14 protein-coding genes are annotated in these 13,088 nt (G+C 71.0%); 8 read left to right on the top strand and 6 right to left on the bottom strand.

Translation table 11 applies throughout. The features are described 5' to 3' along the window. Positions 1-130: 130 nt before the first annotated feature. Complete coding sequence (locus ALI22I_RS04185; RefSeq protein ID WP_077004218.1) at positions 131-1,000, top strand: GNAT family N-acetyltransferase; 870 nt, start codon at positions 131-133, stop codon at positions 998-1,000. Here ALI22I_RS04185 and ALI22I_RS04180 read toward each other — a convergent pair. The 3 genes from ALI22I_RS04180 to ALI22I_RS04170 are packed head-to-tail and all read right to left on the bottom strand — an operon-like array spanning position 981 to position 2,280. Next, positions 981-1,187: a helix-turn-helix domain-containing protein gene (locus tag ALI22I_RS04180; protein ID WP_077004217.1), complete on the bottom strand. Its 207-nt coding sequence runs from the start codon at positions 1,185-1,187 to the stop codon at positions 981-983. The two genes, ALI22I_RS04185 and ALI22I_RS04180, sit on opposite strands and share 20 nt — an antisense overlap. After that, positions 1,184-1,786, bottom strand: coding sequence for a DUF2975 domain-containing protein (locus ALI22I_RS04175; RefSeq protein WP_077004216.1), 603 nt, complete (start codon positions 1,784-1,786; stop codon positions 1,184-1,186). Before ALI22I_RS04175 ends, ALI22I_RS04180 begins: the two co-directional genes overlap by 4 nt. Positions 1,787-1,815: 29 nt before the next feature. Then, complete coding sequence (locus tag ALI22I_RS04170; RefSeq protein WP_077004215.1) at positions 1,816-2,280, bottom strand: Lrp/AsnC family transcriptional regulator; 465 nt, start codon at positions 2,278-2,280, stop codon at positions 1,816-1,818. A 79-nt stretch (positions 2,281-2,359) separates the two neighbouring features. Between ALI22I_RS04170 and ALI22I_RS04165 the strand changes: the two genes are divergently transcribed. The 4 genes from ALI22I_RS04165 (at position 2,360) to ALI22I_RS04150 (ending at position 7,662) form a co-directional block, all read left to right on the top strand. Then, complete coding sequence (locus ALI22I_RS04165; RefSeq protein WP_077004214.1) at positions 2,360-2,812, top strand: rhodanese-like domain-containing protein; 453 nt, start codon at positions 2,360-2,362, stop codon at positions 2,810-2,812. Between the two features lie 15 nt (positions 2,813-2,827). Further along, positions 2,828-3,565: a type 1 glutamine amidotransferase gene (locus ALI22I_RS04160; protein WP_077004213.1), complete on the top strand. Its 738-nt coding sequence runs from the start codon at positions 2,828-2,830 to the stop codon at positions 3,563-3,565. Positions 3,566-3,777: 212 nt separating this feature from the next. Continuing rightward, positions 3,778-6,720: a bifunctional [glutamine synthetase] adenylyltransferase/[glutamine synthetase]-adenylyl-L-tyrosine phosphorylase gene (locus ALI22I_RS04155; RefSeq protein WP_077004212.1), complete on the top strand. Its 2,943-nt coding sequence runs from the start codon at positions 3,778-3,780 to the stop codon at positions 6,718-6,720. A 12-nt stretch (positions 6,721-6,732) separates the two neighbouring features. Continuing rightward, complete coding sequence (locus ALI22I_RS04150; RefSeq protein WP_077004211.1) at positions 6,733-7,662, top strand: NADP-dependent oxidoreductase; 930 nt, start codon at positions 6,733-6,735, stop codon at positions 7,660-7,662. Positions 7,663-7,776: 114 nt separating this feature from the next. On the opposite strand, the gene ALI22I_RS04145 is transcribed toward ALI22I_RS04150, so the two are convergent. Further along, positions 7,777-7,992: a hypothetical protein gene (locus ALI22I_RS04145; RefSeq protein WP_077004210.1), complete on the bottom strand. Its 216-nt coding sequence runs from the start codon at positions 7,990-7,992 to the stop codon at positions 7,777-7,779. Between the two features lie 190 nt (positions 7,993-8,182). On the opposite strand from ALI22I_RS04145, the gene ALI22I_RS04140 reads away from it, so the two are divergent. From ALI22I_RS04140 to ALI22I_RS04130, 3 genes are read left to right on the top strand one after another with little or no spacing between them, the layout of a single operon-like run. Beyond that, the gene (locus tag ALI22I_RS04140; protein ID WP_077004209.1) at positions 8,183-8,833 is read left to right on the top strand and encodes a hypothetical protein; all 651 of its coding nucleotides are present in this window, start codon (positions 8,183-8,185) and stop codon (positions 8,831-8,833) included. Then, the gene (locus ALI22I_RS04135) at positions 8,834-9,223 is read left to right on the top strand and encodes a YkvA family protein (protein WP_077004208.1); all 390 of its coding nucleotides are present in this window, start codon (positions 8,834-8,836) and stop codon (positions 9,221-9,223) included. Between the two features lie 24 nt (positions 9,224-9,247). Further along, complete coding sequence (locus ALI22I_RS04130; RefSeq protein ID WP_077004207.1) at positions 9,248-9,553, top strand: NIPSNAP family protein; 306 nt, start codon at positions 9,248-9,250, stop codon at positions 9,551-9,553. Positions 9,554-9,675: 122 nt separating this feature from the next. Here the strand turns inward: ALI22I_RS04130 and ALI22I_RS04125 are convergent, their stop codons facing one another. Next, the gene (locus ALI22I_RS04125; RefSeq protein WP_077004228.1) at positions 9,676-12,162 is read right to left on the bottom strand and encodes an ABC transporter permease; all 2,487 of its coding nucleotides are present in this window, start codon (positions 12,160-12,162) and stop codon (positions 9,676-9,678) included. Positions 12,163-12,167: 5 nt separating this feature from the next. Next, the gene (locus ALI22I_RS04120) at positions 12,168-12,917 is read right to left on the bottom strand and encodes an ABC transporter ATP-binding protein (protein WP_077004206.1); all 750 of its coding nucleotides are present in this window, start codon (positions 12,915-12,917) and stop codon (positions 12,168-12,170) included. Positions 12,918-13,088 lie beyond the last annotated feature (171 nt).

Here is a 13,088-nt window from a genome sequence, read left to right as displayed (position 1 = left end):
AGCCTTCCAGCGCCGATGGTACTGCACTCGTGAGGGTGTGGGAGAGTAGGACGCCGCCGAACATTCCTTCCCTCAGGGGCACTCGACATGTCGAGTGCCCCTGAGGGCTTTTTGCGTTACCGTCCGTTCCGTGGCCGAGGTGACGAAGCACGACGATCTGGCGGAGTTCTGGGCGCTGACCGGGGACTTCTTCAACGCCGACCCGGTGTTCCACACCGTCCCCATCGCCGCGGTTGACCGCAGGCTCAACCACCCCGACCCGGACGACGAACCGCCGCTGCTGGTCACCGTCGTCGAAGACGGCGTCCTGGTGGCCGCCGCTCTCCGCACCCCGCCGTGGCCGCTGACCGTCAGCGGTGTCCCGCCGGAGTGGGCCGAAACTGTTGCGGACGCGTTGGCCGGTGATGTCGAGCTGCCCGGCGTGAACGGCCCGAGGGATGCGGCCGAGGCGTTCGCAGTCGCCTGGGTCGCCCGCACCGGCTGCGGCGCGTACGAGCACATGGCGTTGCGCCTCTACGAGCTGAAAGACCTGGAGACACCGGACGTCCCCGGCCACGCCCGCCTCGCCACGGTGGATGACATCGACCTGCTGTCCCACTGGCACGCCGATTTCGCCGTCGAAGCCACCGGGCAGGCCCGCGACGGCCGCGACGGCAGCGACGACAGGTCGGCGCGGATCGTTCGGGTCGGCCTGGCTGCCGGGCACGGTCACGTGATCTGGTACGACGGCGACGAGCCGGTGTCGTGGGCGGCGGCGAACGCCCCGGTGGCCGGCATGTCCCGCATCGGCCCCGTCTACACCCCGCCCGAGCACCGCAGGCGCGGTTACGGTGCGGCGGCAACGGCGGCCTGTGCGACGTGGGCGCGGGAGAAGGGCGCGGAGCACGTCGTGCTCTTCACCGACCTGACCAACCCGACGTCGAACTCCATCTACCAGCGGATCGGGTTCCGGCCGGTGGTGGACGCGGCGGAGTTCGTGTTCAGCCCGGCCGGTAGCTGAGCAGGTCGCCCGGCTGGCAGTCCAGCACCTCGCACAGCGCGGTGAGCGTGCTGAACCGGATCGCCCTGGCGCGGCCGTTCTTGAGGATCGACAGGTTGACCACCGTCACGCCCACGCGTTCGGAGAGCTCGGTCAACGTCATCCCGCGCTCGGCCAGCAGCCGGTCGAGGTGCACCTGGATCGTCACACGGTTCCTTCTAGTTCCTCGCGCATCTCCGCGCTCGCACGCATGATCTTCGCCAGCGACAGCAGTGCGATGCCGGTGATGACCGCCCACCAAGGCGCTTCCCACTCGCCGAGGAAGGACAGGTATCCCGCGTCGAAGGTGACGGCGGCGTGGACCAGTGTGGTCCGCGCGATCGAATCGGCCATCGCCGCCGCCGGGAGCACCCACAGCAGGTAGTGCCCGAACCGGCGCACGCCCGCCGCCGTGTCGGCCGTGTGGATGCCGTGGCGGGAAGCGTTCCGCAGCAGCTTGAGGAGCAGTAGCAGCGCGACGACGCGGGCGAGAGCGGTCGGTGCCTCGGACAGGAAGCTGAGGACGTGTTGCCAAGGCGCCGGGTCGTCCACGCACAACCTGGCTCGTTCGACGTCGTCCAGCCTCGTGCCCTCGACCAGACCTCGGCTCTCACCGCCGTAAGGCCAGTACTTCGCGGTGAAGCACACCGGGTCGAACAAGCCGACTGTCAGCCGGATCGCGGTGGCCAGCCCGAGCACCCCCGCGCTCAGCGCGAACGCCGCGGACACCACGCCGGTCAACGGCTCTAACGGGTTCCCCTTCGACATGACATGCCCCTGCATATCGTTTATCGATGTTATCGAGAAACGATACCCCCGAAGACGTCCCGCGTCACGGGCCGGTTGCGGGCGTGGGAGGAGAACACCAGTGACGTGGTCGTGTCGCCGTACCGCTGGGCGTGCTCCACGAACTCCTCCAGCTCGACCATCGAGCGGCACACCACGCGCAGCAGCCAGCAGTCGTCCCCGGTCACGTGGTCGGCGTCGCGCACCTGCGCCATGGTCACCACCCGCTCCCGGAACCGGGGCGTGTCCAGGCTGCGCACCCGCACCCGCACGATGGCCTCGATCGGCAGCCCGAGCCGTTGCGGATCGACCACCGCCGCGTATCCGGTGACGATCCCGGCCTGCTCCAGCCGCCGCACCCGCTCGGTCGTCGCGGGCGCGGACAGCGAGACCCGCTTGGCCAGCTCGGTGAACGTCATCCGCCCGTCCCGCTGGAGCAGGTCCAACAACTTCCAATCCAGATCGTCCAGTTCCACCGTGGAATCGTAAGCGGGAGCCGCCGCACACCTGGACTTCTGCATGGGGAAGAACACGCTGGTCAGCCACCATTTACCCATGACCAACACGCTCCGCTTCCCCGCCGCCGACCCCGCTGCCGCCGCCGCGTTCTTCGCCGCGGAACTGGCCTTCGAGGCCGACCCGGACGACGTGGTCCGCGATCTGAAGGCAGGCACCACCGAGGGTTTCCGGCTCGTCGAGACGCGCAGTCCCGAGGCGTTCGAGCGGGCCCGCATCCCCGGCGCGATCAACCTCCCGCACTGGGAGGTGGACGAGACGACGACCGCCGACTGGGACCGCGACCTGGTCTACGTCTGCTACTGCGAGAGCTTCGAGTGCAACGCCGCCACCAAGGGCGCGCTCAAGCTGTCGCGGCTCGGGTTCAAGGTGAAGCGGCTGGCCGGCGGCATCGCCAGCTGGCAGGCGGCGGGTTACCCAGTGGAAGGCAGCACAGTGGAGGGCAGCATGGGGGAGGGCACAGACCTGCACGGCATCAGCTGTGACTGCTGATCTAATCTCGGTCGGGTGACGCGCCTGCTCGTGCTGCAACCCGACCACGACGACCCGCCCGCCCGCCTCGGCGAGTGGTTGACCGCTGCCGGGGCGGTGCTGGACGTGGTGAAGCCGTACGAGCAACCCGTGCCGGCCACGCTCGACGGCTACCAGGGCGTGGTGTGCATGGGCGGTGCGATGGGCGCGCTGGACGACGCCGAGCACCCGTGGCTCGCCGACGTGCGCAAACTCCTGTCGCACGCGGTGGCGAAGCGGGTGCCGTTGCTGGCGATCTGCCTCGGTGCGCAGCTGCTGGCCGCGGCCACCGGTGGGCAGGTGCGGCGCAGTCCGCGCGGGCCGGAGATCGGCCTGAACCTGGTGGCGAAGCGGGACGCGTCGAGCGGCGACCCGCTGTTCGGCGAGCTGCCGTGGACGCCGGACGTGTTGCAGTTCCACGAGGACGAGGTCGGGCTCCTGCCGCCGACCGCGTTGCTGCTGGCGTCCTCCCCGAAGTGCGCCAACGAGGCGTTCCGCGTCGGTGACCGCGCCTACGGCGTGCAGTTCCACATCGAGACCACGCCGGAGATGGTTCTGCGCTGGGCGGCCGGGCACCCGGACGTCGTGGCCGGTGCTCGTCGCGGACTGCTCGACCCGGCCCGGCTCGCCGAGGGGCACGAGGACATGCGTGAGGTGTGGCAGCCGTTCGCCGAACGATTCGTGCGCCTGGCAGCCGGTGAGCTGTCGATTCACCGGAGCCTGCCGCTGGTGTGACGAACCTCCGCTGAGGTCGCGTCGCTCGGCACGTTCGGCGTGGTGGTCTGCGCGCGTTGTCAGCGCGGGAGGCGGCGCAGGAGCGCCAGGCGTCGACCGCGCGGCCGACGGCGGCCGCGCCGGCGTGCGTGACCGTAGTGTTGTCCGGCATCTACTTGATCGTGGCGAGCTGAGGCTTCGTCTCGCGCCCGAGCGGGTTACGGTGTTCGTCGATGACCGATCCAGCCCGTCTGCCCACTTCCCCCGCCCGGTTCGGCCTGACCGAGACGCGCAGCGGTGAGCACCTGCGTGCCGCCGGCTGGTGGGAGGGGCGGCGGCCCAGTGACGGCAACGAGCCGATCCTGGTGGCGTTGTCCCGCAGCCCCGACCCGGACCTGGCGTTACGGGGTGCCGACCGGCTGCGCAGTGCTCTCGGTGACCGGTGGCCGGAGCTGGACCAGGCGTTGCGGGACAGCGAGGCGTTGCGCGGACGGCTGCTGGCCGTGCTCGGCTCGTCCACCGCGCTGTCGGACTTCCTGGTCGCCAACCCGGACCGCTGGCACGGCCTGGTCGACGCCGACCCCGTGGACGCCGAGACGTTCGCGCCGGCCCTCGTCGCCGCGGTCGAAGGGCTGACCGGCCAGGACGCGGTGCGGGCGTTGCGGCTGGAGTACCGGGCGCTGCTGTGCCGGATCGCCGCCGAGGACATGGCGCACGTGGTCGAGCCCGGCCAGCTGTACGTCAACTACGACGACGTCGCCGCCCTGCTGTCGGATCTGGCGGTGGCCGCGTTGCGCGCCGCGCTGGACGTCGCCGCACGTCAGGTGCCGCGGTCGGACGAGTGCCGGCTCGCGGTGATCGCGATGGGCAAGTGCGGCGCGCGGGAGCTGAACTACGTCAGCGACGTGGACGTGGTGTTCGTCGGCGAGGGTGACATCCCGGTGGCGACGCGGCTGGCCAGCACGATGATGCAGATCGCGGGCCAGGCGTGCTTCGAGGTGGACGCGGCGCTGCGGCCGGAGGGCAAGGCGGGCGCGCTGGTGCGCACCGTGGACGGCCACGCCACCTACTACCAGCGGTGGGCGCGGACGTGGGAGTTCCAGGCGCTGCTCAAGGCCCGGCCGGTGGCCGGTGACGAGGAGCTGGGGCAGCGGTACATGGACGTGGTGCGGCCGCTGGTGTGGACGGCCGCCGAACGGGAGAACTTCGTGCCCGACGTGCAGGCCATGCGCCGCCGCGTCGAGGACCACGTGCCGGCCGGCCTGGCCGACCGGGAGCTGAAGCTGGGCCGCGGCGGGCTGCGGGACGTCGAGTTCGCCGTGCAGCTGCTGCAACTCGTGCACGGTCGCGGTGACGAGGAACTGCGCATCACCACGACGACGCAGGCGTTGGCCGCGTTGGGGCTCGGCGGGTACGTCGGCCGCACGGACGCCGCCGATTTCGGCCGCGCGTACCGGTTCCTGCGCACGTTGGAGCACCGGTTGCAGTTGCAGCGGATGCGGCGCACCCACCTGTTCCCGGCGGACGACGACACGGCGGCGTTGCGGTGGCTGGCGCGCGCGGCGGGGTTGCACGCCGAGGGCGGGCTGTCGGAGAGCCAGGTGCTGCTGGCCGAGTTCCGCAAGCGCGCCAACCAGGTGCGCAGGCTGCACGAGAAGCTGTTCTACCGGCCGCTGTTGCAGGCCGTCGCGAACGTACCGACGGAGGCGCTGCGGTTGACCACGTCCCAGGCGGCGGCACGGCTGGCCGCGTTGGGGTACGCCGCACCGGACGGCGCGTTGAAGCACATCGAGGCGTTGACCAGGGGTGTTTCCCGGCGGGCGCGGATTCAGACGGCGCTGCTGCCGGTACTGCTGGACCTGTTCGCGACCACCCCGGACCCGGACGGCGGCCTGTTGGCGTACCGGAGGGTGTCGGAGGCGTTGGCCGAGACGCCTTGGTACCTGCGGTTGCTGCGGGACGAGGGCACGGTGGTCGACCGGCTGGCCGCGCTGCTCGGCACGTCGAAATTCGTGCCGGACCTGCTGGTGCGGGCGCCGGAGGTGTTGCCGTTACTGGCCGACACGACGGCGTTGATCGGTCGTGACCCGATGACCATCGGCAACCCGCTGCGCAGCGCCGTGTCCCGGTACAGCGACCTGAACCGCGCGGTCACCGCCGCCCGGTCGTTGCGCCGCCAGGAGCTGCTGCGGGTGGCGTCGGCGGACCTGCTCGGGCTGGTGCCGCTGCGGACGGTGTGCGTGTCGCTGTCCGAGGTGTGGGTGGCGGTGTTGCAGGCGGCGTTGGACGCGGTCGTGCGGTCCGCGGGCGAGCGGTTGGCGACGATCGCGGTCATCGGCATGGGCCGGCTCGGCGGGCGTGAGCTGGGGTACAGCTCGGACGCCGACGTGATGTTCGTGTGCGAGCCCGCGCCGGGCGTGACCGACTCGGACGCCGCCCGTTACGCCTCGTCGGTGGTGGAACGGGTGCGGCGGCTGCTCAGCGCGCCCAGCCAGGACCCGGCGTTGCAGGTGGACACCGACCTGCGGCCGGAGGGCAGGCAGGGGCCGTTGGTGCGCACGCTGGAGTCCTACCGGGCGTACTACGCGCAGTGGGCCGAGCTGTGGGAGGCGCAGGCGCTGCTGCGGGCCCGGGCCATCGCGGGTGACACCGAGCTGGGCACGCGGTTCATCGACATGATCAACCCGGTGCGGTACCCCGCGCAGGGGTTGGACGCGGGCGCCGTGCGGGAGATCCGGCGCATCAAGGCACGTGTCGAAGCCGAACGGCTGCCGCGCGGCGCCGACCCGTCCACGCACACCAAGCTGGGACGCGGCGGGCTCGCGGACGTCGAGTGGACCGTGCAGCTGCTGCAACTCCAGCACGCGTTCGAGGTGCCCGGCCTGCGCACGCCGTCGACCGTGCGCGGGCTGCGCGCGGCGACCGAGGCGCGGCTGATGTCGCCGGACGACTCGTCCGCGCTGATGGAGTCGTGGGTGATGGCGACCAGGGCGCGCAACGCGGTCGTGCTGGTCCGCGGCAAGCCCGGTGACCAGCTGCCGACGACCGGGCGTGACCTGACGGCGGTGGCGTCGGCGATGGGGTACGACAGCGACCCCGGCGAGTTCCTGGACTCCTACCGGCGCACGACCCGGCGTGCGCGGGCCGTGATCGAGCGGATCTTCTACGGTTCCTGAACACTGGAGTTCGTGAAAGCGATCGCACAGACGGAATTCGGAGATGCCGACGTCCTGGTGTTGCGGGAGGTGCCCGACCCGGTGATCTCGCTGGACCAGGTGTTGGTCGAGGTCCGGGCGGCGGGTCTGAACCCGGTCGACCGGTTGGTGCGCATGGGATACGTCGCGGGCGTGCTGCCACACCACTTCCCGCTGATCCCGGGCTGGGACGTGGCCGGTGTGGTGCGTGCCGTGGGGCCCGCGGTGGACGGGTTCGCGGTCGGCGACGAGGTGTTCGGCTACCAGCGCAAGGACCACGTGCAGCACGGCGCGTACGCGGAGATGGTCGCGGCCACCGAGCGCGGGTTGGCGCACAAGCCGGCGTCGTTGTCGTTCGAGGAGGCGGGCGGGCTCGCGTTGACCGGGCTGACGGCCGTGCAGGCGTTGCGGAAGGTCGGTGTGTCCGCCGGTGACACGGTGCTCGTGCACGCCGCCGCCGGCGGTGTCGGGCACCTCGCCGTGCAGGTCGCGCGGATCATGGGCGCGTCACGGGTCATCGGCACGGCGTCGCCGCGCAACCACGAGTTCCTCCGGTCGCTCGGCGTGGAGCCGGTGGCCTACGGGGACGCGCTGGTGGACAACGTGGCCGAGCTCGTCGGCGGCGACGGGAAGGTCGACGTGGCGTTCGACTGCGTCGGCGGCGCCGCGCTCAACGACTCACCCGCCCTGGTGCGCGATCCGGCCCGGATCGTGTCCATTGTGGACACCAACGTGCTGGAGCTGGGTGGTCGGTACGCCTACGCCAAGCCCGTCGCCGCGGATCTGGAGTGGCTGGCCGGGCACGCCGGCTCCGGGGCGTTGAAGGTCGAGGTGCAGCAGACGTTCCCGCTGGCACAGGCCGCCGACGCGCACAAGCTGCTGGAGGGCAGGCACGTGCGGGGCAAGGTCGTGCTGACGGTGTGACGAGGATCTGACGGTGTGACAAGGATTACAGTGATCGGGCTCGGGCTCGGGCTCGGGTTCGGGTTCGGGCTTGGGTGAAGGGCCCCCGTAGAGGGTGGGGGCCCTTCAGCTGCCTCACTCCTCGTCGACGGTCGGAACCGAGGTGAGCAGTTCGACGATCCACTCCTCGACGAGGGTGTCGTCGGACTCCTCGTCCTGGACGAGGCGGTTCGACACCCGGACACCGAGACCGAGCACGTCGGCGGCGCCGATCGCCTCGATCGCCTCGGCGGCGGAGTCGAAGATGTTGGTGGACAGCACCTGCGCGGTGGTTGCGACGTCATCAGACACGGCGTGACCCTAACCTCACACCCCCGTCGGAGGACGGGCAGCCCTGGTGTCGACGGCGTGTCGATCGGGGGCTACGCAGAGTCGATCAGGGGCCCCTGCGCATTGACTATTGGCATCGGCTATGTCGAGACTGTCGACACTCAGTGGGGGAGTTTCACATCCGCACGTGTGCGCCCGGACGAAGGACGTCATGGACGACGAGATCCACCGCAAGAAGAGCAACGCAGTTCTCAAGATCAGCATGGTCATGCTCGGCGTGCTCGTGCTGCTCGGCGTGATCCAGGCCGTCACCGCCGGCACGGTAGGCGTCGGCGCGTTGAGCTTCACGCTGGGCGAAACCTCGTCGACCGCTGCCCCGACCACGCCGAGGCGCACGTCCGACGAGCCCATCGGCGGCGGTCTCGACGGCGCGGTGGGGTCGTCCCCGTTGTCCTCCTCGTCGGCGGAGGAAGCGCCGCCCAGCGGGGAGACCAAGGTCCTCACCGGGTCGTGGAAGCAGGCACGCGGCCTGCTCACCGTGGAAGTCACCAAGGTCGAGAACCTCGGTGGCCGCCTCAAGGTGTTCGTCACCGCCATAAACGCCAGCACCTCGAAGATGGACCTGCCGGTGGCGTCCGTCTCGGCGGTCGACGACACGCAGCGCAACTACGGCGCGTCCCCGTCGACCAGCCGGTGGCCGGCGTCGATCGCGAAGAACTCCAGCATCAACGGGTTCGTGGAGCTGGACCAGCGGGTCGGGGCGACGGGGACCACGTTCTCGCTGACCTTCGCCGGGATCATCGGCCAGCTCGCGCCCACCGGGGGTGCGGTGACCGTGACCGGGATTCCCATCCCCAAGTAGGTGGACGTCCTCCTGGGTGTCGTCCTCGGGCTGCTCGGCCTGTGGTTGGCGCTGCTCCTGGGCCTGTTCCTGATCCGGCCACGCGGCGGTGCCCTCGCGCTGGCCGTGCGGCTGCTTCCGGACGTGCTGCGCCTTGTCGCCCGCCTGGCCCGTGATCCCCGTGTGCCGCGTTCGGCGCGGGTGCGGTTGTGGCTGTTGCTGGCCTACCTGGCCCTGCCGTTCGACCTGGTACCCGACTTCATCCCGGTGCTCGGCTACGCGGACGACGCGATCCTGGTCAGCTGGGTCCTCCGCTCGGTGATCCGCACGACCGGCCCGGACCTGGTGGCGGAGCACTGGCCCGGCACTCCGGACGGCCTGGCCGTGGTGCGCAGGCTCACCAGGACCTAGCTCCCGGCCGGCAGTCTGGGTGGCGTGATCTACCGGATGCGGATCTACACGGCGGTCCCCGAGAACCTGCCCGCGTTCCACGAGTTCTTCCGCGACTGGCTGCTGCCGGTGCAACTGCGCCACGGCGCACGCCTGGTCGGCCGGTGGGAGACGGAGGATGGCCGGGTGGTCGCGGTCTGGGAGTACGACTCCCGTGAGGCCTATGAGCAGGTGGAGGCCGCCGTGCGGGCCGACCCGGACGCCCGCCGTGCGCAGGAGCACCGAGCCGGCCTGCCGCCGCTGTTCACGAGCCGTGAAGAGGTGTTCATGCAGGCTCGGCCCGGTAACTGAACACCGGGACGAAGCCGCGCGGGTTGGTCGGCAACGAGGCCCGCTCGTCACTCACCTGGTCCGGGGATACGGGGATGCCACCACGATGTCCTTTCAAAGTGGGGTCGAAGTGGGGAAACAGTTCATTCACCGGTGCGCATGGCCGTGACGGGAGTGGGGCGCATGGCGATCCGCGTGGGAATCGCGATCGAGCCCCACCCGAACGCGACCGCGGCGGCGACGATCGCCAGGTAGATCAGCGGCGGCACGGTCGGCAGCGCGGACGCGGTCAGGCTGAGGCTGATCCCGATCAGCGGGGGGAGCGCGGCCAGTGATCCGAGCACGACCGAGGCAACGACGACGATGCCCGCTTCGCCGCGCATCATCGCCCGCACCTGGCGGGGTTTCGCGCCCACGAGCCGCAGCAGCGCGAACTCGCGCACCCGTGCCGCCGTGGCCAGGACCAGGATGTTCACCACCGCGATGGCGATGAAGCCGAGCAGCACCAGGTTCAGCAGCAGGGTGACCGTGGACTGCGCGGCCGCCGCGCTGTTCCGGTCGGCGGTGAAGGAGATCCGGTCGACGACCTGGACCTCGGGGTGCGACGCGAGGGCGTTGCGCAACGCGAGGTCGCTTGGTGCGCCGGCGATGAGGATCTCGGCGTCGAGCCGGGTGGTGGTGTGGTCGACCACCACGTCGTGCGGCAGGGTCAGGTCGCCGAAGCCGAGGCCGCTGCCGTAGACGGCCACCACGCGGGCGGTGTGGGACGTGCCGTCGCCGAGGCGCATGGTGAGGGTCGAGCCGACGTCGACGCCGAACGTGCCGGCCGCGAACCGGCTCACCGCCACCGCGTCACCCGTGAGTCCGGCGAGGTCGCCGCGCCGGACGTCGAGGTCCATGACGTCGCCGAGCCGGTCGGGCGTGACGCCCTGCGCGGCGTAGGACTCGGTGGCCTTGTCGCCGAACTGGTCGTAGGTGACCAGCACCTGCGTACGTGCCACCGACGTCACCGCGTCGACACCGGGCACCTGCCGGACGGTGTCGGCCACGGTGGGCGCGATGCCGTCCCGGGCCACGAGCACCCGGTCGGCGAGCACACCGGTGTCGGTCTGGCGCTGTGCCGCCGCGGTCGTCGTGGTCATGGTGAAGATCTGCACCGCGGCCAGCGTCACGCCCATGATCAGCGGCGTGGTCGCCGAACCGAGCCGACGTGAACGGGCCCGGGTGTTGGCGCCGGCCAGGAATCCCGCCGGGGCGCGTCCCATCCCCAGCCGGTCGAGCAGCCCCGCGGTGGCCGTGAGCAACCGGGGCCCGAGCAGTGCCACCGCGATGACCAGCAGCATGGCCGAACCCGCCGCGCCACCCATCGCCGCGGGTCCGCCGAGGACCATGGGCACCGCCACCCCGGCCACCACACCGGCGATCACGAGCACCCAGCCCACGGCCAAGCGGACCCGACCGAGTCGCGGCGGTTCCACCGCGGCCTCGCCCAACGCCGCGACCGGACTGATCCGCACGGCCCGTCGTGCCACGACCAGGCCGGCCGGCAGTGACGTCGCCACACACGCCGCCACCGCCACGACGACCGGCAGCGGTCCGATCACGAACCGGAACTCCGCCGGCACGGCGCCGACCCGGACGAGCGCGTCACGCAGCAGGAAGCTCAGGCCGATACCGGGCAGCGCACCGAGAGCCGCCGCCACCGAGGACAACAGCACCGTCTCCGCGCCGATCAACCGGTAGATCTGCCGGGGGCCGGCCGCGATCGCCCGCAACAGGGCGAACTCCCGGCGTCGCTGCTGAACGGACAGGCCCAGAGTGGCGGCCACGACCAACAGCACGATCATCAACATGGTGCCGCCGAAGGAGCCGGAGATGATGACCAGGAACGACCTGGCCGCGCCGACGTCCAGGAACTCCGCGTCCGCCCGGTCGTCGCCGACGAAGGTCGTCACACCGGGCACGGCCCGCCGGATCCGTTGCGCGAGTTCGTCCGCGGTGACGCCCGGTGCGGCGAGGACCGCGACGGCGTCCACCTGGTCCGGTCGGCCGGAGATCAGCCGGGCCTGCTCGTCGGTGAGGAACACCGAGGCCTGGCCGGAGGTGGTGGTCCCGACCACCCGGTACCGGGTGGCGACCGCGCCGATCGCCAGCTCGACCTCGTCGCCGATGCGCACCGCCGACCGTTCGGCGATACCGCCGTCGAGGACGATCTCGTCCGGTGCTTCCGGCGCACGGCCGTCGTTCAACGTGACCGGGCCGAGCTGGGCGGAGGACCATCCGTGCACCGACAGCGGGGTGGTGTCCCCGCGCCGAGCGGCGCGCACGCTCACGTCACCCACCGCCTCGGAAACCCCCGGCACCCGCGCGATCTCGTCGACCAGCCCGAGCGGCAGCGGAACGCGTTCGGCGAAGCGCTGCTCCACACCGACCTCTGTGGACACCGTCTGCCCGGCGGTGACCAGCACCGGTGCGGCGGCGTAGCGCTGAGGCTGGATTCCGGCGCGCACACCCGAATCCAGCAGGACACCGCTCGCGGTGATGAGAGCGGAACCCAGGAACACCGCGACGAACGCGGCGGCGAAGGACGCGCGCCGAGCGCGAATCGTCTGCCAGGCCAAGGAGAACATGCCGGTCACCAGTCCCCGAGGTGCGTCATGCGTTCGGCGATCAGCTCCGGCGCGGGACGTGCCAGCTCACCCGCGAGACGGCCGTCGGCCAGGAACACCACCGAATCCGCGTACGAGGCCGCGACCGGGTCGTGCGTGACCATCACCGCGGTCTGCCCCCACCGGTCCACGGCGTTGCGCAGGGTTTGCAGCACCTGTCGCGCGGTGCGGGTGTCGAGCGCGCCGGTCGGTTCGTCCAGGAACATCACTTCAGGCCGGGTGACCAGCGCACGGGCGATCGCGACCCGCTGCTGCTGTCCGCCGGAAAGCTTGCTGGGCCGGCGGTCCAAGGGCACGTCCAGCTCGACCGAGCGCACCACCTCGGCCAGGAACTCCGGCTCGAACGGCCGGTTGCCCAGCCGCAGCGGCAGCACGATGTTCTGCTCGACGGTCAGCGCGTCGAGCAGGTTGTACGCCTGGAACACGAAACCGACCCGTTCCCGGCGCAGCTCGGTCAGTTTCGCCTCCCGCTGACCGGTCAAATCCGTGTCGCCCAGCACCACGCGCCCCGACGTCGGCCGGTCCAAACCGGCCGCGCAGTGCAGGAAAGTGCTCTTGCCGGAACCGGACGGCCCCATCACCGCGGTGAAACTGCCGCGCCGCAACGCGATCGTCACGTCGTCCAACGCACGCACCGCGGTGTCGCCGCTGCCGTAGGTCTTGCTTACGGAATCCATTCGCACCGCACACGTGCGGCTGTCCGTGACGGTCGTCATCGTGATTCCTCCCCGGTCCTTTTCACGATCTCGACGCTATGAGCGGACCGGCTGCGACACACTGGCCCCCAGTACCGAACCGGGGGTGTAGCGGGCTACACCCCCGTGGTGGGCCGCAGTAGAGTGCGACGACGTCGCCGCAGGTCAGCAGTTCACGTCGGAAGCCTCAGG

This window comes from Saccharothrix sp. ALI-22-I, from assembly GCF_001984175.1.
Classification (GTDB): Bacteria; Actinomycetota; Actinomycetes; order Mycobacteriales; family Pseudonocardiaceae; genus Actinosynnema.
The sequence above is the reverse complement of the archived record's forward strand: the minus strand, read 5'-3'. Positions and strand labels throughout refer to the sequence as shown.

Coding starts and splice junctions, on each gene's coding strand:
- ALI22I_RS04175 (WP_077004216.1), bottom strand. CDS start 1,786: ATGTCGAAGGGGAACCCGTTAGAGCCGTTGACCGGCGTGGTGTCCGCG.
- ALI22I_RS04165 (WP_077004214.1), top strand. CDS start 2,360: ATGACCAACACGCTCCGCTTCCCCGCCGCCGACCCCGCTGCCGCCGCC.
- ALI22I_RS04155 (WP_077004212.1), top strand. CDS start 3,778: ATGACCGATCCAGCCCGTCTGCCCACTTCCCCCGCCCGGTTCGGCCTG.
- ALI22I_RS04140 (WP_077004209.1), top strand. CDS start 8,183: ATGGACGACGAGATCCACCGCAAGAAGAGCAACGCAGTTCTCAAGATC.
- ALI22I_RS04125 (WP_077004228.1), bottom strand. CDS start 12,162: ATGTTCTCCTTGGCCTGGCAGACGATTCGCGCTCGGCGCGCGTCCTTC.
- ALI22I_RS04120 (WP_077004206.1), bottom strand. CDS start 12,917: ATGACGACCGTCACGGACAGCCGCACGTGTGCGGTGCGAATGGATTCC.